At 68.1% G+C, this 19,806-nt stretch carries 15 protein-coding genes, 1 tRNA gene and 2 pseudogenes; 14 read left to right on the forward strand and 4 right to left on the reverse strand.

Annotated elements, in window-relative coordinates:
• Positions 1-218: 218 nt before the first annotated feature.
• From Aco04nite_RS25540 to Aco04nite_RS25580, 9 genes and pseudogenes are all read left to right on the forward strand, one after another.
• Positions 219-2,027, forward strand: a complete 1,809-nt coding sequence (locus Aco04nite_RS25540; RefSeq protein WP_244876284.1) for a hypothetical protein — start codon at positions 219-221, stop codon at positions 2,025-2,027.
• 121 nt (positions 2,028-2,148) lie between these two features.
• Entirely contained in the window at positions 2,149-2,691 is a 543-nt protein-coding gene (locus Aco04nite_RS25545) for a SigE family RNA polymerase sigma factor (RefSeq protein WP_239159716.1), read from the forward strand.
• Positions 2,688-3,431 carry a hypothetical protein gene (locus Aco04nite_RS25550; protein WP_212999791.1) on the forward strand — a complete coding sequence of 248 codons (744 nt, stop codon included), beginning with the start codon at positions 2,688-2,690 and terminating at the stop codon, positions 3,429-3,431. The genes Aco04nite_RS25545 and Aco04nite_RS25550 overlap by 4 nt, the downstream gene beginning before the upstream one ends.
• A gap of 89 nt (positions 3,432-3,520) precedes the next feature.
• Positions 3,521-4,594 (forward strand): annotated as a pseudogene (locus Aco04nite_RS25555) (segregation and condensation protein A); the annotation flags it as partial.
• A gap of 1,133 nt (positions 4,595-5,727) precedes the next feature.
• A complete protein-coding gene (scpB, locus tag Aco04nite_RS25560) occupies positions 5,728-6,735 on the forward strand; it encodes an SMC-Scp complex subunit ScpB (RefSeq protein ID WP_244876300.1) in 1,008 nt (335 codons plus the stop codon).
• Positions 6,722-7,501, forward strand: coding sequence for a pseudouridine synthase (locus Aco04nite_RS25565; protein WP_203843312.1), 780 nt, complete (start codon positions 6,722-6,724; stop codon positions 7,499-7,501). The genes scpB and Aco04nite_RS25565 overlap by 14 nt, the downstream gene beginning before the upstream one ends.
• 89 nt (positions 7,502-7,590) lie before the next feature.
• Complete coding sequence (cmk, locus tag Aco04nite_RS25570) at positions 7,591-8,271, forward strand: (d)CMP kinase (protein WP_203843311.1); 681 nt, start codon at positions 7,591-7,593, stop codon at positions 8,269-8,271.
• Complete coding sequence (der, locus tag Aco04nite_RS25575; protein ID WP_212999794.1) at positions 8,268-9,698, forward strand: ribosome biogenesis GTPase Der; 1,431 nt, start codon at positions 8,268-8,270, stop codon at positions 9,696-9,698. Before cmk ends, der begins: the two co-directional genes overlap by 4 nt.
• A 106-nt stretch (positions 9,699-9,804) precedes the next feature.
• Positions 9,805-9,878: transfer RNA gene (locus tag Aco04nite_RS25580), tRNA-Pro, on the forward strand.
• A 105-nt stretch (positions 9,879-9,983) separates the two neighbouring features.
• Here Aco04nite_RS25580 and Aco04nite_RS25585 read toward each other — a convergent pair.
• The 3 genes from Aco04nite_RS25585 to Aco04nite_RS25595 all read right to left on the reverse strand — a co-directional run bounded on the left by Aco04nite_RS25585 (position 9,984) and on the right by Aco04nite_RS25595 (position 12,633).
• A complete protein-coding gene (locus Aco04nite_RS25585) occupies positions 9,984-11,192 on the reverse strand; it encodes a tyrosine-type recombinase/integrase (protein ID WP_212999795.1) in 1,209 nt (402 codons plus the stop codon).
• A gap of 207 nt (positions 11,193-11,399) precedes the next feature.
• On the reverse strand, positions 11,400-11,924 hold the full coding sequence (locus Aco04nite_RS25590; protein WP_212999796.1) for a DoxX family membrane protein: 525 nt from the start codon (positions 11,922-11,924) through the stop codon (positions 11,400-11,402).
• 160 nt (positions 11,925-12,084) lie between these two features.
• The gene (locus Aco04nite_RS25595; RefSeq protein ID WP_212999797.1) at positions 12,085-12,633 is read right to left on the reverse strand and encodes a hypothetical protein; all 549 of its coding nucleotides are present in this window, start codon (positions 12,631-12,633) and stop codon (positions 12,085-12,087) included.
• A 200-nt stretch (positions 12,634-12,833) separates the two neighbouring features.
• On the opposite strand from Aco04nite_RS25595, the gene Aco04nite_RS25600 reads away from it, so the two are divergent.
• The 4 genes from Aco04nite_RS25600 to Aco04nite_RS25615 all read left to right on the forward strand — a co-directional run bounded on the left by Aco04nite_RS25600 (position 12,834) and on the right by Aco04nite_RS25615 (position 18,304).
• Positions 12,834-13,748: a universal stress protein gene (locus Aco04nite_RS25600; protein WP_212999798.1), complete on the forward strand. Its 915-nt coding sequence runs from the start codon at positions 12,834-12,836 to the stop codon at positions 13,746-13,748.
• 171 nt (positions 13,749-13,919) lie between these two features.
• Positions 13,920-16,643, forward strand: coding sequence for a cation-translocating P-type ATPase (locus tag Aco04nite_RS25605; protein ID WP_212999799.1), 2,724 nt, complete (start codon positions 13,920-13,922; stop codon positions 16,641-16,643).
• Positions 16,644-16,671: 28 nt separating this feature from the next.
• The gene (gene gap / locus Aco04nite_RS25610; protein WP_212999914.1) at positions 16,672-17,688 is read left to right on the forward strand and encodes a type I glyceraldehyde-3-phosphate dehydrogenase; all 1,017 of its coding nucleotides are present in this window, start codon (positions 16,672-16,674) and stop codon (positions 17,686-17,688) included.
• A 4-nt stretch (positions 17,689-17,692) separates the two neighbouring features.
• Positions 17,693-18,304: a CBS domain-containing protein gene (locus Aco04nite_RS25615; protein ID WP_212999800.1), complete on the forward strand. Its 612-nt coding sequence runs from the start codon at positions 17,693-17,695 to the stop codon at positions 18,302-18,304.
• 31 nt (positions 18,305-18,335) lie between these two features.
• Here Aco04nite_RS25615 and Aco04nite_RS25620 read toward each other — a convergent pair whose 3' ends face one another.
• Positions 18,336-18,671, reverse strand: a complete 336-nt coding sequence (locus Aco04nite_RS25620) for a helix-turn-helix transcriptional regulator (RefSeq protein ID WP_212999801.1) — start codon at positions 18,669-18,671, stop codon at positions 18,336-18,338.
• Between the two features lie 176 nt (positions 18,672-18,847).
• On the opposite strand from Aco04nite_RS25620, the pseudogene Aco04nite_RS25625 reads away from it, so the two are divergent.
• Positions 18,848-19,753 (forward strand): annotated as a pseudogene (locus tag Aco04nite_RS25625) (TerC family protein); the annotation flags it as partial.
• Positions 19,754-19,806: the final 53 nt, after the last annotated feature.

The following is a 19,806-nucleotide window of genomic DNA, read 5'->3' on the forward strand; positions in this document are numbered from 1 at the left end:
TAAAGCATGCAACCGATGGGGGAGGGTCGCGCGTCTTCAAAGAAGGCAGGTCCGGACGCCGCCACGTCCGGACCGCCCTCCCCATGCGCTGATTGTTCAACGGCGTCATCCACAGGCGGGGTTGACAGCGCTCCGGCCGCCCAAAATCATTGACGCGCGTTCGTAAGGTGAGGGGCTCCACGCCCGCCGCGGGGGACCGAGAGGTAGGGCTCGACACAGTGACTGCTCAGCCGACGCTGATCACCGATGCGCCGGAAGCGGCCGACACGGACGCCTCCGGGCCCGAGCCGGGCGGTCCTGCCGAGCGGCGCCGCCGCTGGCCCTGGCACATCGGCGCCGCGCTGATCTACATCGTGGTCGGCATGGTGGCCATGGGTAACTGGCTCGAGCACCCCAACGAGACCGTCTCCAGCCACCTCGCCAACGACAACACCTGGTTCCAGTGGCTGCTGACCCACGGCGCCTACTCGATCCAGCATCTCGAGAACCCGCTGTTCTCCACCCGGCAGAACTACCCGACCGGCGTGAACATGATGGCGAACACGTCCGTGCTGGGTGTGACGCTGCCCCTGGCGCCGCTGACGATCTGGCTCGGCGCACGGGTGACCTATCTGATCTGGATGATCGGGGCGCTGGCCGGGACGGCGTTCGCCGCGTACTACGTCCTGCAGCGCTGGGTCGTCCGCTCGCCGATCGCCGCGTTCCTCGGCGGCGCGTTCGCCGGGTTCGCGCCGGGCATCGTGCACCACGCCAACGGGCAGCCCAACTTCGCCAGCAACTTCGCCCTGCCGTTCCTGATCCTCATGGTGTTCCGGCTCGGGATCAACGGCCGCTGGCTGCGCGACGGCGTCATCCTCGGCCTGCTCGTGGTCTACCAGGTCTTCATCAACGAGGAGATGCTGGTCGCGATCGCCGCGGGCTGCGTCGTCGCCGTCCTCGCCTGGGCGGTGCTGAGCCCCCGCATGGCGTGGCGGCGGGCCAAGGCGTTCCTGCTCGGTGCCACGGTCACCGCCGTCGTGGCGGGCGCGCTCCTCGCGTACCCACTGTGGTTTCAGTTCAAGGGTCCTCAGACCTTTGAGGCGCTGCCGCTCTACCACTCGTGGGGCGAGGACATCGCCACCTACTTCTACTTCTCCCGCGACACGATCTGGGGTGACCCGATCGTCGAGAAGACCATGGGCTACCCCGAGCAGAACAGCTGGTTCGGCTGGCCCCTCACGATCGTGGTCGCCGTCGCGTTCCTCGTGCTGATCTGGCGCAACCTGATCGTGCGGGTCGCGTTCGTCGCCGGCGTCATCCTCGCGATCATGTCCATGGGCCCGAAGGTCCGCTGGAACGGCACCTACACGACCATCCCCGGGCCGTGGCACTACATCCCCGACGATCTGCCGGTGCTCGGGCTGCTCACGCCCAGCCGGCTGACGTTCACGGTGGTCGGGGTCTTCGCGATCATGGTGGCGCTCGCGTTCGACGCTGCTGCGCGCGTACGCGAAAGAAAAACGATCCTGGGGCGAGGCGCGTCGGTGCTGGCCGGTCTGCTGGTGATCGCGGCCCTTGTCCCGCTCATCCCGAAGCCGCTGCCGGCGAAGGAAGACCCGATGCCGCCGGTGTTCATCACCTCCGGCGCGTGGAAGCCGTACGTTCCGGCCGGTCGGTCGCTGATCCCGGTGCCGGTGCCCAACCGCTACCCGATCGGCCGCGAAACCCTCGGCTGGGCCGCCTGGACCCAGGAGTTCCCCATCCCCGAGGGCTACTTCCTCGGCCCCGGCAAGGACGGCCACGGCCAGCCCGGCGCCGACTGGAGCCGTCTCACCTGGTTGGCCAACAAGACCGTCAAGGACAACAAGGCCCCCAAGGTCAGTGACAAAGACCGAGCCCAGGTCCAATCCGATCTCGTACGGTACGACGCCGGCGTCCTGGTCCTGCGCAACGAACCCCGCTTCGACAACGTCCGCATCCTGGTCGAGGACCTGATGGGCCGCGCCCCCGAGCAGAACCTCGACGTCTGGATCTGGCCCATCGCGTGACCGGGCGCCAACCAGGCTCGCAGAACGCCCTGATCCAGGGCACACCGGGACTCTCCTCTGTGACCACAGAACTACTTTGAGCCGCATGCAACTTTCCCGGGACGCCGTCCGTCGTGGGGGCGTGAGACGAGACGATGGCTCGGGCCGATCCGAGCGAGATGAGCAGTTCCGTCAGTTCGTGCTCTCCCGCCGCGCCGAACTGGTGCGGACCGCGACCCTGCTCACCGCGGGGGACGCGCACCTGGCCGAGGACCTGGTCCAGTCGACGCTGACCAAGCTGTACCTGGCCTGGTCGTCGGTGCGCCGCGCGGACAACCCGGATGCGTACGTGCGCCGCATGCTGGTCAACGCGCTGATCGACGAGCGGCGGCGGCTGTGGTGGCGCCGCGAACGACCGGTGGCGCAGCTGCCGGACCGGGGCGCCGCCGAAGCGGGCAGTGAGTATCTCGGTGACGACATGCGGGCCGCGCTCAAGGAGCTCGCGCCGCGGATGCGTGCCGCGATCGTCTTCCGTTACCTGTACGACCTGGACATCGCCGAGACCGCGGATGCGCTCGGCTGTTCCCAGGGGACCGTCAAGAGCCAGACCGCCCGGGCGCTGGACCGCCTGCGCGATGTCCTCGGCGCTCACCCGATTCTTGTCAAGCAAGGAGTCACCTCATGATGGACCTGCGCAGCGGGCTCGACCAGGTCGCCGGCCCCGCCCAGGAGCCGACCGACGGCCAGGTCGACGCCGACATCGCCCGCGGCCGCAGCGCTCTGCGCCGCCGCCGCACGATGCAGGCCGCCGCCGGTTCCGCGTTCGCGGCCGTCGCCGTGATCGCCGCCGTGTCGTTCACCGCCACCCACTCGGGCAGCACGGCTCCCGCCTATACGGCGGAGGGTGCTCCGACGGTGACCGCCTCGTCGGTGCCGGCACCCGCGCTCGGCAAGCTCGACCTTGTCGCCTACAAGGGCAAGCAGCCCGCCGGGTTCACCGTCGACAAGGTTCCGGACGGCTGGTTCATCCAGAACAGCGACGAAGGCTCGCTGGTGATCGCCCCGGAGGACCTGTCGACGCCGGTGGACAACCCCTACAACGGACCGAAGGGCCAGCCGCGGGTCGAGCCGTCCGTGGCGCCGCTCGAGGATCCGCACAGCTTCGTCGGGAAGATCGTCGTGATGCTGCAGTCCAAGGACCAGGGCGCCCCCGAGGGCGGCAAGAAGGTCAAGGTGGGCGACGCGGGCGGCGTGCTGGTCGGCGACCCGGCGGGCAGCGACGCCACCACGCTGTGGATCGAACAGCCCAACGACATCTACGCGCAGGTGCAGTTCTGGCAGAAGATCGGCCTGACCGGCGACCAGATGGTCGAGTTCGGCGCGGGCGTGCACGTCCACAAGGGCGCGGTCCAGGGCGTCGGCTAAGCACGTTTTGTACCTGCTCAGTTACCCGCTGCCACGACCGGCGTTGACCTTGACGACGGATGTTTTCCGAGGTGGCGGGGGTCGAGTGCATGAGCCTGGAACAGCTGGCCGACCTCGTGGTCTACGGTCAGCACGTGCCCGAAGAGCTTGCGCCCACCCCCGCCTCCGCAGAGCTGGTCGTCATCGACCCCGCGACCGGCGCTGAGGTCGTCGTCGCGGTGGACGCCGACGCCGAGCTCTCGGGTGAGGTCGACAACGGCAAGTTCACCGTCCGGCTGACCAACTTCACCGGCCCGTTCGACCTGCTCCTCCAGCTCATCGGCAAACACAAACTCGACGTCACCGAAGTCGCCCTCCACCAGGTCACCGACGACTTCATCACCTACATCCGCGCGATGGGCGACGACTGGGACCTCGACGAGACCAGCGAATTCCTCGTCGTCGCCGCCACCCTCCTCGACCTCAAGGCCGCCCGGCTGCTGCCCGCCGCCGACGTCGAGGACGAGGAAGACCTCGCCCTGCTCGAAGCCCGCGACCTGCTGTTCGCCCGCCTCCTGCAGTACAAGGCCTACAAAGAGGCCGCCGGCTACATCTCCGAGCTCGAAGGCACCGGCGCCCGCCGCTGGCCACGCATGGTCACCCTCGAGGCACGGTATGCCGAGGCGCTGCCCGAGCTGGTGCTAGGCATCGGCCCGGAGCGGCTTCTCAAGCTCGCGATCAAACAATTCACCCCGAAACCCGGGCCGCCGCAGGTCTCCATCGCTCACATCCACCAGGTACGGGTGAGCGTCCGCGAACACGCCACCCTGATCCGCGACCGTCTGCGCCGTGCGGGTGTGGCAACGTTCAGCCTGCTCATCGCGGACTGCGAGAACACACTCGAGGTGGTCGCACGGTTCCTGGCGTTGCTGGAGCTGTACCGCGAGGGGCTCGTCGACTTCGAGCAGCCCGTCTCACTGGACGAGCTGACGGTCCGCTGGATCGGCGGCGACAAAGCCGAAGCCGAACTCGACATCGACGACTACGAAGGCACGGCACCCGAGCTCGACACCGCCGCCCTCGACCCCGACGACCTTCCCGTGGACCCGGATGACGTCGCGGATGAGGCTCGCCGTCTGCCCGTGCTCGAGGAGCCCGCCGAGGACGACGAGGATGACGACGACCTCGACGACGAGGACGATCTTGTTCTCCCGGACGTGGATCTCGGCCTCTCGATAAACCGCAGCCCGGCCTCGGATGACGACGACGACCCGGACCTCTCGGCGGATCGGGATCTCTCAGCCGACCGGGATCTTTCGGCGGACCGGGCTCTTCCGGCCGGCCAGGATGTCTTGGGCGATCTGGACCTCTCGGTGGACCGGGCGCCTCGTGCGGACGTCGAGGTCCGGGATGACGACGACCTCACCGCTGACCACGACCATGTGGCGCAGCTGAACGGCGAGGATGCGCGCGACCTGAACGCCGCCGGTGGCTTCGCGGACAGCAGCTATGACGCGCAGCCGGCCGAGGGTTTCCTTGACGCCGCAGTCGACGAGGACATGGACGCGCAGTTCGAGGACGTCCGACTCCCTGAAAATGACGTTGACCCCGTTGACCCCGTTGGGGCTGAGGGCGTGCCTCATGTGGCTGCTGGGATTCTTGAGGTTGATCCCACGTTGGCGGCTTTGGCGGAGGCTGAGGTGGGGGATTCGCGTGTTCGCGCGGATGGCGGGGGCGCGGTGGGTAATGCCGCTGGGACGGATACGGAACACGAAGAGGACAGGTCATGAGCGACGAGCGCCCCGATTCCCTGGCTGCGGCGGCAGCGTCGTGGGTTCCACCGTGGGAGCGGCAGCAGCGGCCGCCGGATCCTGAGTACGCCGCCGCTCACCGCGATGCCGACGCCGACGAGCCCGATGATGACGAGCCTTCTGGTGACGAGCTGGGCGGTGGCGGTCGGATTCATTCGGATCGGGCGGATGGCGCGTACGGCGGGGACGATGACGAGGAGTTGTCCGAGGCTGACCTGTCGGATGACGATGACGACTTCGATCCAGCGTTCGAGGGACCGAACCCGGCTGAGGGCGGCACCGGGGTTCCGCCTGAGTTGCCGCCGTTCCCGGAGGAGGGGGGCGGGCCGGCGACTGTTGACTCGCCTCGGGAATTGCCGGGTGAGGACGAGCCGGATCCGACCGATGTCGGGGGTGGGCCGCTGCTGCCGATGCCTGAGGCGATCGAACAGGCTGAGGACAACGAGATCGGCCAGTCGCCCCTGGTCGATGCGCCTCTGCCGTTGGAAGGCGACGACGCCGGTGACGTGTTCGATCGTGCCGCCGATGATGACGTAGCCGACGACGCTGACGTGGATCTCCCGTTCGAGGAGGACGTCCCCGCTGCTGACGACGAGCCTGACAGTGCCGAGTCCGACGATCAGCCTGAGCCGAGCGACGATGCCGCCGAGCCTGAGTCGGGTGCTGCCGGCGACGAGCCTGAGCTGGGCTTGGCTGCGGCGGGGGGCGGCGATGAGCCTGGGAGTCGTGCTGTTGCCGTCGATGCCGGGGCGGTGGGTGGGGCCGAGATTGTGGCGGCCGGGGCTGCGGGTGCGGCGGATGTGGCGGCTGGGCTTGGTGGGGGAGCGGCTGCTCCGGTTTCAGGTGTGCCTGCGTCCGGTGTTCCGGCTCAGGGGCGGCGCCGGAAGCGCGGGGAGAAGACGGGAGCTGCTGTTGCGGTTGTTGAGGAGTCAGCGCGTACCCTCGAAGAATTAGAGCTCAAGCCCCTCGATGAGGGTGAGTTGCGCGCTGCTCTTGAGGCGATTTTGCTGGTGGTGGATGAGCCGGTGGCGGAGATGCAGCTGGCGCAGATCATTGAGCAGCCGACGGAGCGGGTGGCGGCGGCGCTGGAGGATATTTCTGCGCGGTACACCGCGGCGGGGCACGGGTTTGATCTTCGGCGGGCTGCGGGTGGGTGGCGTCTCTATACGCGGCCGGAATATGCGCCGTATGTGGAGCGGTTCGTACTTGATGGGCAGTCTACGCGGTTGACGCAGGCGGCTCTGGAGACACTGGCAGTGGTTGCTTATAAGCAGCCTGTAACCAGGTCACGGATCTCTGCCATCCGCGGTGTGAACTGTGATGGCGTGATGCGTACCCTGGTGACGCGCGGCCTCATTGAGGAATGCGGCACCGAGGTCGAAACCGGGGCATTCCTGTATCGGACCACGGCGCTGTTCCTTGAGAAGCTCGGCCTCAACTCGGTTGACCAGTTGCCGCCGCTGGCTCCGTTCCTACCCGACGACGTGGAAGAAGTGCTCGATGCCTCAGGCTGATCCGGACAACTCCGTGCGGTTGCAGAAAGTCCTCGCGACTGCTGGAGTCGGATCCCGGCGCGCCTGCGAAGATCTGATCTTCCGCAGGCGTGTGACCGTCAACGGCCGCGTGGCCAAGCTCGGCGACAAGGTCGACCCGTCCAAGGTCGAGATCGAAGTCGACGGGTCGCGTGTGGTGACCAACACCAAGATGGTGTACCTGGCCATGAACAAGCCCCGCGGGGTCGTCTCCAGCATGGACGACGAGAAGGGCCGCAACGAGCTCGCCGACTTCCTCGGCAACTTCGAACAGCGGATCTTCCACGTCGGCCGGCTCGACGCCGACAGCGAGGGCCTGCTGCTGCTGACCAACGACGGTGCGCTCGCGCACAAGCTGATGCACCCGTCGTACGGGATCGCCAAGACCTACCTCGCCGAGGTCGAGGGCCCGCTGCCCCGCAACGTCGGCCGGCGCCTGCTCTCCGGCATCGACCTCGAGGACGGCCCGGCGAAGGTCGACGCGTTCAAGCTGGTCGACGCGCTCGGGCGTACCGCTCAGGTCGAGTTGACCCTGCACGAGGGCCGCAAGCACATCGTGCGCCGCATGATGGATGAGGTCGGTCACCCCGTGACCCGCCTGATCCGTACGGCCGTCGGCCCGATCCGCCTCGGCGACATGCGCCCCGGTGGTTTCCGTCACCTGTCCCGCGGTGAGCTGGGCGCACTGTTCAAGGCCGTCGGCGACGGCGACGAGGACGGCGAGATCATCGCCGACGACGAGGCGTAACAGCTTTACGTACGCCGACGGCGGTTCCTGGGCCGCGGACCGCACGGGGCACAATAGGAAAGATTTGTCTGGCGACGATGGAGGTAACGGTGGCGCAAGTAGTACGACCCGAGCGGTGTGTGGTGGCCGTCGACGGTCCCTCCGGGTCGGGCAAATCCACCGTCTCCCGCCGCCTGGCGACCCTGATCGACGGCATCTACCTCGACACCGGCGCGATGTACCGGGCGATCACCTGGGCGGTCCTGCAGTCCGGCGCCGACCTGGCCGACCCTGAGGCGATCCTCAAGGTCGCCCAGGAAGTCGACCTGTCGATCGGCACCGACCCCAAGGCCCCCCACTTCGAGGCCAACGGCACCGATGTCGACGCGGCCATCCGGGGACCCGAGGTCACCGGAGCGGTCTCGGCCGTCGCCGCAGTCCCACAGGTACGAGCAATGCTCGTCCAGATCCAGCAGGACATCATCGCCGGCGCCCCCCGCATCGTCGTCGAAGGCCGCGACATCGCCTCCGTCGTCGCCCCCGACGCCGACCTCAAGGTCTACCTGACCGCCTCCGCCGCCGCCCGCGCCGCCCGCCGCAGCGCCGAGGACGCCACCGACGTCAAGGCCACCGAGGCCGACCTGGCCCGCCGCGACAAGCTCGACTCCTCCCGCAAGACCGACCCGCTCAAACAGGCCTCCGACGCCACCGAGCTGGACACCACGGGAATGGGCATCGACGACGTCGTGACCCGCCTTTTGGAAATGTTGAACAGCAAGGTGAGTTCGTGACTGACTTCCCCGTCGATCTCTCAGAGTTCGACGACGTCCCTTTCCCCAGCTTCTCCACCGACCCGGAAACAGCCTCCGCCCCAAACGGGTGGCAGCCGATCGTCGCCGTCGTGGGCCGCCCCAACGTCGGCAAGTCGACGCTGGTCAACCGCATCATCGGCCGCCGCCAGGCCGTCGTCGAAGACGTCCCCGGCGTGACCCGTGACCGGGTTCCCTACGACGCCCACTGGAACGGCCGGCGGTTCACCGTGGTCGACACCGGCGGGTGGGAGCCCGACGCCAAGGACCGTGCCGCGGCGATCGCCGCACAGGCGGAAATCGCCGTGCAGACCGCTGACGTGGTCGTGTTCGTCGTAGACGCCATGGTCGGCGCCACCGACATGGACGAGAAGGCCGTCCGGATGCTGCGGCGCAGCGCCAAGCCGGTCATCCTCGTCGGCAACAAGGCCGACAACCAGAACCTCGAGCTCGAGGTGAACTCGCTCTGGTCACTCGGGCTGGGGGAGCCGTTCCCGATCTCCGCCCTGCACGGGCGAGGGTCCGGCGATCTGCTCGACGCAATCCTGTCAGCCATGCCGCCGGCACCGGCAATCATCGAGGGCGTACGCCGTGGGCCCCGCCGGGTCGCGCTGGTCGGACGCCCGAACGTGGGCAAGTCGTCCCTGCTCAACCGGCTCGCCCATGAAGAGCGCGCCGTCGTCGACTCCGTGGCGGGCACCACAGTTGACCCGGTCGACAGCCTCGTGGAGATGGACGGGGAGATCTTCCAGTTCATCGACACCGCCGGTCTGCGCAAACGCGTCAACCAGGCTTCGGGTACGGAGTACTACGCGTCACTGCGTACCGCCGGAGCTGTCGAGGGTGCCGAGGTAGGCGTGGTGCTCCTCGACGCCGGCGAAGTCATCAGCGAGCAGGACCAGCGCGTCCTGACCTCGGTGGTGGAAGCTGGGCGGGCACTGGTCATCGCGTTCAACAAGTGGGACCTGGTCGACGAGGACCGGCGTTTCTACCTCGACAAGGAGATCGACCGGGAACTGAAGCGGATTCCGTGGGCGGTTCGCGTCAACATCTCCGCCAAGACCGGGCGTGCGGTGGACAAGCTCGCCCCCGCGATCCGTAAGGCTCTCGCCAGCTGGGAGCAGCGCATCCAGACGGGGGCGCTGAACCAGTGGCTGACGGCGCTCACGCAGGCTACGCCGCACCCTGTCCGTGGTGGGCGGGCTCCTCGGGTGCTGTTCGCTACGCAGGCCGGGGTGGCGCCGCCGCGGTTCGTGCTGTTCACGACTGGGCCGTTCGACGCCGGCTATCAGCGGTTCGTGGAGCGCAAGCTTCGCGAGGAGTTCGGGTTCGAGGGCAGTCCGGTGGAGATCGCCGTACGGCCTCGTAAGAAGCTTGGGCCGGGTGGGCGCGGTAAGGCCCACGGCTGATGTGTTGGACGCCGCGGGCCCGATCCGGTGTGCCGGTGTAAAGCCGGTTGAGGGCCTGCGGTAAGCTTTTGTTGTTGCCGCGCACTGGGGTTCCGGAGCGTGGCATCGGGCTGTAGCGCAGCTTGGTAGCGCACTTGACTGGGGGTCAAGGGGTCGCAGGTTCAAATCCTGTCAGCCCGACCGGGTGTGACCAGGGGATATGCCGCAACAGGCATATCCCCTGCGATCGTCGAGGGGCGATGTTGTCGCCTCGCTGTCGCAGACCTGCACGCAGCCCACACCCGCTCACGCAGCCCGGGCGTCAGCAGCGTCCAGAGCCGCGCAGGTAGCACTGACCCCGTCGTCGGCGGCATCGCGGGTGAGATGGCCGTAGAGGTCGACGGTGGTGGCCACGTTCTTGTGCCGCAACGTCTTGGACACCACCGCCAGCGGCACCCCCTCGCTGATCATGATGGTGGCCGCGATGTGCCGCAGGTCGTGCACCCGAATGGCCGGCAGCCCAGCCTCTGCGGTGAGCCGACGCAAGTGGTCGAGCACGTACTGCGACCTCAGCGGCTGACCGTCCGGCCGGGCGAACACCAGATCAATGTTCTCGTAGTCGCGGGCGGCCAGCTGCTGCCGGCGCTGACGACTGCGCTGCCGCTGCAACGCCTCGACGGCCCGGGCCGACAGAGCGACCCAGGCCTGGCTGCGACGCGTTTTAGGGGCGTTGAACATGCTGCGGCTGTTGTCGACGCTGACCAGCGTCCAGCGCACGAACAACGTCCGCGCCGCCAGGTCCACATCGGCCCAGTGCAACCCCAGGACCTCGCCCTTGCGCATCCCGGTGCAGATCATCACCTCAAACAGCTCCGCCAGAGGATCCTCGACGGTGCGGCAGTGCCGCAGGAACGCACCGGCCTCGGTGGTGCTCCAGCAGGTGAGCTCCGGGCGTGCCGGCCGAGGGATCTTGGCGAAGCGGGCGGCGTTGTGCGGCAGCCGGTGGTTGCGGCGGGCGTCGTTGAGCGCGCTCGACAGGGTGGTGATGCAGCGATGCAGGGTGACCAGGCCGCGGCCGGCCGCGAGTTCCCGCTGCACGAACTGATTGACGTGCTGGTGGGTGAGCCGCTCCAGCGGCAGTGCCCCGAACGCGGGGATGAGGTCGTTGCGCAGGTAGTCGCGGTAGCGGTGCACCGTGTTGACCTTGAGGGTCGGTGACTTGGTCTCCAGCCACTGGGTGAGGTAGCTCGCGACTGTTTCGCTGTCGTCGAGGCTGACACCGACGCGTTCGCACTCGAGCACGTGGGCCAGGGCCGCTGAAGCCTCGGCCTTGGTGGCGAAGCCGGTGCGGCGCATGGTCTTGCGTTTGTCCAGGCTCGGCAGGTCGACGGCGAAGGCCCAGGTGCCGTGCCGGGCGGCGGTCAGCTTCGGGCAGCGGGCGCCGAGTTGCCGGCCGTCGCTGTCGCGGCAGGCGCAGCAGCGGTAGACCCGACCTCGGTGCGGATTCGGCCTCATGATGTCCTCCTCGGTAGAAGTCAGCTTCTGTCACCTCTACCGATTGCCCGTTCGGCTGCGACAACATCGCGACAGCCCCGCACGTCACCCCAGCGTGTGACCCTCGGACTTGTCGCCAGGTCAAGGGTGCCGAAGCCCGATCTGGCTGCCACAACGACGACAATGCTCGGCCGGTCGACCGGCCGAGCATTGAGTGCGTATGCGTGGTCAGATGAGCCAGCGGTTCTTCTGCACGAAGGGCAGCTTGGCCCACTGCCGCCCGAGGCCCCAGGTGTTGCCGGCGTAGGTGAGGGCGAACACGACGGCGCTGACGGCGTAGATGAAGTGGTAGTCGGTGACCGGGTTGCTCGAGCCGCTCGGCTCGCCGGCGCTGGTGTGCTGAGCAAGCGGCCATTCGGCGGCCCACATCATGGCCATCATCGCGACCGCGGCGCCGGCGGCGATGCGCATCCCGATCCCGAGGATCAGCGCGACGCCGATACCGAGCAGCCCGAGCATGAACGCCCAGTTGGCCCAGGTGTCGCCGGCGATGCTGTGGAAGAAGCCCTGCAAGGGGCCCACCTCGACGCTGGACAAGAAGCCCTTGGTCGGCGAGCCGCCGTTGATCCAGGCCCGGGCGTCCGGAGTCGAGTAGCCGAAGCCGAACGTCTTGTCCAGGAAGGCCCACACGAACACGAACCCGGTGGAAATCCGCAGCACGGCGAGCGCGCGGGCAGCGGTCTTGGTGAGCATGGAACCGGGCGCCTCAACGTGCTCGAGGGTGCGCCGCGTGGCTCCGGCCGGTGATGGTCATCGTTCCTCCTCTATAGCTCTCTGTGGCCATGACTCTTCTCCGTCGCAGACGTTGACACCCGGGCCTAAACACCTGACTCCGGCAGGACCAAGGTCCCCTTCATGCGGCGCGAGCGAGCTGGCGGGCATCGTCGTCGATCGCCCGGAGCGCGTTGTCGTCCAGTTGGTGATCGATGCGCATGCGCGTCACCAGGACGTCGATCGGATCGGCGGACTCGTCGAGCCTTACCAGAACAGCTCGGGCGCAATCGCCGGTGCGGACCGCGCCGAGCGCTTGTTGAACGGCGGACAAGAGGTCTTCGACATCGAGGCTGTTCACGGCTTCACGAGCCGTTTCGTCGCCTGCGGACGTCCGCTCGATGCTGATCGAGACGTGCCTCGTCGGTTCCGGAGAACTTCGACCCGCCGGTCGAGATACAAGGATGGCGAAGAGCCCGGTCGGCGGGTGGAACGGTGTCGTAACGACTTCGTCGAGCGGCCCGAGGGCCACAGATACTGCCACGTTGACGGCTTCCTCGCCGAGCCGGCACGTGAGTCCACCCGGCACGGTGACGTTGCGTTCGGCAAGGTGGCGGGTCAACAGCAAGTGGTGGAGCAGCGCTGTGCGTTCAGCGGCCGAGCGTCTTCGGTGACAGTTGAGCGGCATCAAGCACCTCCAGGAGGGCAGGGCAGGCGGCAGGCCGCCGAGGCAAGCCGAGCCCTCCCGCCAGACTTTGCCTGGACTTGCGGTACTGGCCAGAGTCTTTGGTCCCGGCACGGGCAATGACTACAGAGGGGACCAAAGTCCCTGGTCGCGACCCCCGTCATGGGGTGTGCTGAAGGGTAGACAAACCCTTCGGGGAGGCCGCCATGAGTGATCTCGACAGACACCGTGTGCAACAGGAAAGCCGCCGCGTCGCGGGCTTGGGGGCCACGACGCACTACAGCGAAACGATCAACCGATATCTCGGTATCGCGAGCTACGCAGCGGAGAGGCCGGCCGAGCCGATCACGACGGCGCGAGTTGTGGCCACCGCAACCGTCCTCGTCGCCGTCGATGACACACCGGCGAGCTACACCGCAGTGGATCATGCCGCCATTGAGGCTGAACTGCACGGCTGGAACCTGCGGCTGTTCCACGTTCAGCACCCGAGCGGCCTGCATCAGCCATCCCGCGATGACGGTGCACGTCTGCTGGAACAGTTGACAGACAGAGTCCATGCCTGCGCGCCGTCGGTGGCGGTGACGAGCCGCCTTGCTGTGGGTTCGCCCGCATCGCTGCTGCTATCCGCCGCCCGTGACACAAACCTTGTGGTGGTCGGTCACCGGCACGGACCCGTCAGCGCTGCCTTCGGACGCAGCGTCGGCGACCGGGTCGCCGCGCATCACAACGGGGTAGTCATGGTGGTCCGGATGCCGGGCTGGCCGGCCGGCCACGAGTTCGGCAAGCTGCCGCTCGTCGTCGGCATCGATCCGGCGCGTTCCGAAACGCCCGCCGTGGAGTTCGCACTTCGGGAGGGCGCTGCGCGCGGATGCGAGGTCGTGATGCTGCACGCCGACAAGGACGCCACACCCGCCGCCCGGACAGAGACGATCGGCGGCGTCCTGGTCCACCACCGCACCGTCGCTGACGATCCGGTTGCTGTCCTGCTCGAGACCTCGAGCAAGGCTGCCGCCCTCGTCGTCGGTCGCCGTGCCCCGGGAGGGCCGCCCGGATCGTTGCTCGGCTGGGTCAGCCGGGCCATGGTCCAGCGAGCCTCCTGCCCCGTGTTCCTGGTCGGGTGAGCGGATCCGTCGTCACCCCAGCGGAACGAGATGTCAGCATCCTGCCGGCGGCCAATGGACCGCCGGCAGGTCGTCATGGGCGCCTTGCGCTTGGCGACAGGACGAAGGTCCCGTGCCCGCCGGGACCGACCGGCCCTGCCCGCGAGCTGGTCCGATGCCGACGCTGAACCCATGGAACAGACGCTGGCAGTGCCGGAGCCGGTCGACGAACGCCTACCGCCGCCGGAACTCTTCCGAGACTTGCGTACGTCGGTCACTGGCCTAGGTCCACGCGAGGCAGCGCGCCGGCTGACGGTGTACGGCCCGAACGAACTGTCCCGTCGCACGCATGCCCGATGGCCGGCTCAACTGCTGGCGCAGTTCACGCAGCCGCTTGCCGCGTTGCTCATGGTCGCCGCCGTCTTGGCCTGGGTGGGTGGCACGCCCTCGCTCGCCGTCGCCGTCGTAGCGGTCATCCTGCTGAACGCGGCGTTCGCGTTCGTGCAAGAGATGCAAGCGGAGAAGGCCGTGGAGGCGCTGGCTGCCTACTTACCGGCCAATGCCAGGGTCGTGCGCGACGGAGTACCCGTTGAGGTGCCTGCGCGGGAACTCGTCCCGGGTGACGTCGTCATCATCGGTGAGGGCGACCGGATCTGCGCCGATGCCAAGCTGATCGACGGCGATCTGACTGTCGACATGTCCGCGCTCAACGGCGAATCCATGCCGGCCGACCGGCACGCCGACGCCGGCGCGGTACCCGGCCCGCTGCTCGAAGCGCAGGCGCTGATCTTCAGCGGTACGGCCTGCACGGCCGGCCAGGCTTACGCGGTGGTGATCCGCACCGGCATGCACAGTGAGATCGGCCGGATCGCGGCACTCTCGCAACGAGGACGCCCCGAGGCCAGCCCACTGGAGCGTCAGGTGCGGCGTGCGACATGGATCATCGCGGCCGTGGCGGTGGTGGCCGGCGCGGCGTTCCTGCCGATCGGGGTAGTCGCCGGACTGGGATGGGCCGCCGCGATCAGCTTCTCGATCGGCCTCATCGTCGCCAACGTCCCCGAAGGCCTTCTGCCCACGATCACCCTGGCGCTGGCCGGTGGCGTCCGGGAGCTGGCCCGCAACGGTGCAGTGGTCAAACGGCTCTCGGCCGTGGAGACACTCGGCTCCACGACGGTCATCTGCACCGACAAGACCGGCACACTCACCGAAAATCGGATGCGGGTCACCCGGCTGTGGTTGTACGGCCGGGAGCTCGAAGCGGCGACTGCAGCGGGGGACCCGGGGGCCGTACGGCTCGCCCGCGGGGCGGCGCTGTGCACGACTGCCGCCGGCGACGGCAAGGGAGACCCGACTGAACTCGCCCTTCTACGACTCGCCGAAGAACTCGGTACACCGGTTCGGCCCGGAGACCGTGACCACGATCGGCGGCATCTGTACGCCTTCGACGGTCGCCTCAAGCGCATGGCCACCGTCGAGGGCCACGATTTGCACGTGAACGGCGCTGTCGAGTCGGTCTTGCCGTTGTGCACGAAGATCGTCGACGCTGACGGATCGGCGGCTGACCTGTCCTCGGGGATACGCGCCGAGCTGGCATCGACCGTCGACCGGTATGCCTCGGCCGGGCTGCGCGTACTCGCCATCGCCTACCGCGATGTGGTCGAAGACCCGCCAGAGATCCGGGCGGCCGCGGAATCCGACCTGACGCTCCTCGGCCTGGTCGCGATGGTTGATCCGCCGCGGCCCCAAGTTGCGGCGGCTGTCACCGCCGCGCACCAGGCCGGCATCCGGATCCACGTCATCACCGGTGACTACGGCCCGACCGCGGCCGAGATCGCTCGTCAGGTCGGCCTTCCCGGCAACCGGATCGTCACGGGCGCCGACGTGGACGCGATGAGCGACGCCGAGCTGGACCGCCTGCTCGCCGAACCTAACGAGATCGTCTTCGCACGGTCCTCGCCGGAGGGCAAGCTGCGGATCTGCGAGGCGCTGCGAGCGAACGGTCAAATCGTCGCCATGACCGGCGACGGCGTCAACGACGCACCGGCCCTGCGCCACGCGGACATCGGCGTAGCGATGGGCAGATCCGGTACGGACGTCGCCCGAGAGGCCGCGACCATGGTCCTGACCGACGACAACTTCGCGACAATCGTGCGGGCCGTCGACGCGGGGCGCCGCGTCTTCGATAACGTCCGCAAGTTCGTGCTGTACATCTTCGCCCACGCCGTACCCGAGGTCGTGCCGTTCCTGATCTTTGCGTTGTCCGGCGGCGCGATTCCCCTGCCGTTGACCGTGCTGCAGATTCTCGCGATCGACCTGGGCACGGAGACACTGCCGGCGCTGGCACTGGGCCGTGAACGCGCCGAGCCCGGGCTGATGGACCGCCCGCCCCGCTCGCCGCGAGCCGGCGTCATCGACCGCCGGCTCCTGCTGCGGGCGTGGGGGCTGCTCGGCGTGGTCTCCGCTGCACTCGTGATGGCGGGATTCTTCAGTGTCCTGTGGCGTGCCGGGTGGCATCCGGGTGACCCGATCGGCGCCGGGACTGCCCTGCACCACGCCTATCAGCAAGCCACCACGATGACGTTCGCCGGAATCGTCGCCTGTCAGATCGGCACCGCGTTCGCCGCCCGCACCGATCATGCTTCCCTGCGGTCGATCGGGCTGTGGACCAACAAACTGCTGCTGGCCGGCATTGCCTTCGAATTGATATTCGCGGCCGCTCTGATCTATCTCCCACCGCTGCAGTCGATCTTCGGCACAACCGGGCTGAGCCTCGACCAGATCGCTTTCCTGCTGCCGATGCCGCTGCTGGTATGGGGCGTGGACGAGCTGTATCGGATGAGGTTGAGGCGTCGCAAGCGGTCCCGGACGCCCGGGTCCTTCGGCACTGCCGCGGACGCGGCCGGCACACGAGGCTGAAGGTACGAACAAGGGTGGGAGGACAATGATGACCTATCGCATCGCCATCAACGGATTCGGCCGGATCGGCCGCAACTACCTGCGCCGGCTGACCGACAAGAAGCTCGCCAACGCCGGGCTCGAAGTGGTCGCGATCAACGACCTGTACAACGCCGCGACGCTGGCGCACCTGCTGGAGTACGACTCGGCGTTCGGTCGCCTCGACGCCGAGGTCGGGTACGACGACGACAAGCTGACCGTCGGCTGGCACACCATCCCCACCTTCGCCGAGCGTAGCCCCGACGCGCTGCCCTGGGGCGACCTCGGCGTCGACCTGGTCATCGAGTCCACCGGCAAGCTGCGCACCCGCGACGACGTCGCGCTGCACCTCAAGGCCGGCGCCGGACGAGTGCTCATCTCCTCACCGGGCAAAGGCGTCGACGCGACGCTCGTGCCGGGCGTGAACGCCGACACCTACGACCCGGAGCAGCACCAGATCGTGTCCGCCGCGTCGTGCACGACCAACTGCGTCGCCCCGCTGCTCAAGGTTCTGCACGAGGCCTTCACGGTCGAGCGCGGCTACCTGACCACGGTGCACGCGTACACCAACGACCAGAACGTCCTCGACGCGCCGCACAAGGACCCGCGCCGCGCCCGCGCCGCCGCGGTCAACATCATCCCGACCAGCACCGGCGCTGCGAAGGCCGTCGGCCTGGTGCTGCCCGAGCTGGCCGGCCGGCTGGACGGAGTGGCCCTGCGGGTGCCGGTGATCGACGGCTCGATCAGCGACCTGACGCTCGAGTTCGCCACGGAGGTCACGGCCGCAAGCATCAACGAGGCCGTCGCCGCCGCGTCGTCTGCCGGACAGCCGATGCACGGCATCATCCGCTACACCGAGGCTCCACTGGTCTCGACCGACATCGTCGGCGACCCGGCATCGTGCGTCTTCGACGCGGGGCTGACGCAGGCCCAGGGCCGGCTGGCCAAGGTGTTCGGCTGGTACGACAACGAGTGGGGCTACACCAACCGCCTCGTCGACCTCACCCTGCAGATGGCCGGGCGGTGACGTCATGCGCGTCAGGGACATCATGTCCAGCCTCGTGCATACCGTCGTGCAGACCGCTTCGGTGGAAAGCGCCGCGCAGCTGATGGCCGGCAAGGCCGTCACCGCGCTGCCCGTGGTTGATGGTGATGGGCAGCTGGTCGGCATGGTCAGCGAGAGCGACCTGCTGTGGCATCGGGTCCCGATGGACCCGACGGCCCACGTGCGGCGCATCCCGGCCACCGACCCGGCCGAGCGGCCCGGGATGGTGTCCGAGGTGATGTCGCCGTACCCGGTGACCACCTGGCCGGACGCGGACGTCGCGGAGGTCGCCGAAGTAATGCTGGAGAAGGATGTGCGCAGCATCCCGGTGCTCGACGACCGCGCGCTGGTCGGCATCATCAGCCGCCGCGACATCCTTCGGTCGGTGGTGCGCAGCGACGAGGCCATCGCCCGCGAGGTACAGCACCGGCTCGACGAGTACGCCGATAGCCGGCAACTCTGGACAGTCACCGTCGATGGCGGGATCGCCACGGTGACCGGCGAATACGCCAACGACACCGAGCAGGCCGTAGTGACAGTGCTGGCGCGCACCGTGCCCGGTGTAGCAGCGGTGCGCACCGAAGCTTCGGTGTCATGAGCGGTGGGAAGGTGCGATCAGGGCTGCTCGATTACGGGCGGCCCTGATCGGCCTTAAGCGGCGGTGCCGGGGCGAACAATGACAGCAAGTCGCCGATTCGCCGATCCGCCTCTGCCGGGTGGCGGAAACGGCCGGCCGGGTTGACGGTGTAGCGGTTGCGGCGTCCCACGCGGGTGTGCTCGAGGTAGCCGGCCTGCTCGAGGTCCGCCACAATCGCCTGCGCCGCCCGCTCGGTGATGCCCACGGTCTCGGCAACCTCGCGGAGCCGGGCATCCGGGTCGCGGGCGATGGCCAGCAACACGTGCGCGTGGTTGGTCAGGAACGTCCAAGCCGGCATCCGTACGCCTCCCCTTGTCGTACGAACCATACTTCGTGAATAATGGTTCGTAGTTCGAGGGGGAGTACCCGATGTGCGGCGCGGCGCCGTCAATACGGACCCGGCCATCCGGGGCCCGGTGACGCGGCCACCAGTGTGGTGGTTCGGGGAGACCGTCGACCAGTGACGCCGGCCCACGCGGCCGGCCTGGTCGGAGGGAGCTCCATATGTCCGTGCCCTGGTGGGCTTGGGTCCTGGTGATGGGTTTGGTCGCGGTGATGCTGGCGGTCGACCTGTTCCTGCATCGCGACAACCACGTGATCGGGTTCCGGGAGGCAGCGACGTGGTCGGCCGTCTGGATCGGTGCCGGTCTGATGTTCGGTGCGCTGCTGTGGTGGTGGCAGGGCGCCGACGTTGCCGGCACCTATTACGCCGGCTATCTGATCGAGAAGGCTCTGTCCATCGACAATGTCTTCGTCTTCGCGTTGATCTTCTCGGCCTTCGCGGTGCCGCCCGCGCTGCAACACAAGGTGCTGTTCTGGGGCGTCGTCGGCGCACTGATGATGCGGCTGGTGTTCATCTTCGTCGGCGCGGAGCTGCTCGAGACGTTCTTCTGGACGGCGTACGTCTTCGGCGCCTTCCTCGTCTACACCGGTTACCGGATGGCGTTTCGCCACGGCGAGCAGAGCCCACCGGAGCGCAACCCCGTCGTCCGCCTCGTGCGCCGTGTCGTGCCGACCGACCCGGCCTACCACGGCGACCGGTTCTTCACCCGCATCGACGGCCGCCGCGTGGCCACCCTGCTGTTCGTCGTGCTGATCGCCGTCGAGGCCACCGATCTGATCTTCGCCATCGACTCGGTCGCCGCGGTCCTGGCCATCACCACGAGCACGTTCATCGTCTGGACGGCGAATGCCTTCGCCATCCTGGGCCTGCGCAGCCTGTACTTCTGCCTGGCTGGTCTGCTGCGCCGGTTCGTGCACCTGCACTACGGCCTGGCCGTGCTGCTGGCCTTCGCCGGCGTCAAACTCATCCTTTCCGAGACGCCGGTCGGCAAGCTCCCGATTCCGCTGACCCTCGGCGTCATCGTCGGGACGATCGCCGTGTCCATCGTCTGGAGTTTGCGCAGCACGCTGGCGAACGCGCTTGAATTCCTGAGAATGGTGGGCGGCGCTGCGGCGCCGCC

It is taken from the genome of Winogradskya consettensis, assembly GCF_018332715.1.
Taxonomy (GTDB): domain Bacteria; phylum Actinomycetota; class Actinomycetes; order Mycobacteriales; family Micromonosporaceae; genus Actinoplanes; species Actinoplanes consettensis.

Excerpts from the sequence above, each read along its gene's own strand:
- gap (WP_212999914.1), top strand. The coding sequence starts at position 16,672 with ATGACCTATCGCATCGCCATCAACGGATTCGGCCGGATCGGCCGCAAC.
- Aco04nite_RS25605 (WP_212999799.1), top strand. The coding sequence starts at position 13,920 with ATGGAACAGACGCTGGCAGTGCCGGAGCCGGTCGACGAACGCCTACCG.
- Aco04nite_RS25565 (WP_203843312.1), top strand. The coding sequence starts at position 6,722 with ATGCCTCAGGCTGATCCGGACAACTCCGTGCGGTTGCAGAAAGTCCTC.
- Aco04nite_RS25600 (WP_212999798.1), top strand. The coding sequence starts at position 12,834 with ATGAGTGATCTCGACAGACACCGTGTGCAACAGGAAAGCCGCCGCGTC.
- Aco04nite_RS25590 (WP_212999796.1), bottom strand. The coding sequence starts at position 11,924 with ATGCTCACCAAGACCGCTGCCCGCGCGCTCGCCGTGCTGCGGATTTCC.
- Aco04nite_RS25585 (WP_212999795.1), bottom strand. The coding sequence starts at position 11,192 with ATGAGGCCGAATCCGCACCGAGGTCGGGTCTACCGCTGCTGCGCCTGC.
- Aco04nite_RS25550 (WP_212999791.1), top strand. The coding sequence starts at position 2,688 with ATGATGGACCTGCGCAGCGGGCTCGACCAGGTCGCCGGCCCCGCCCAG.
- Aco04nite_RS25615 (WP_212999800.1), top strand. The coding sequence starts at position 17,693 with ATGCGCGTCAGGGACATCATGTCCAGCCTCGTGCATACCGTCGTGCAG.
- Aco04nite_RS25620 (WP_212999801.1), bottom strand. The coding sequence starts at position 18,671 with ATGGTTCGTACGACAAGGGGAGGCGTACGGATGCCGGCTTGGACGTTC.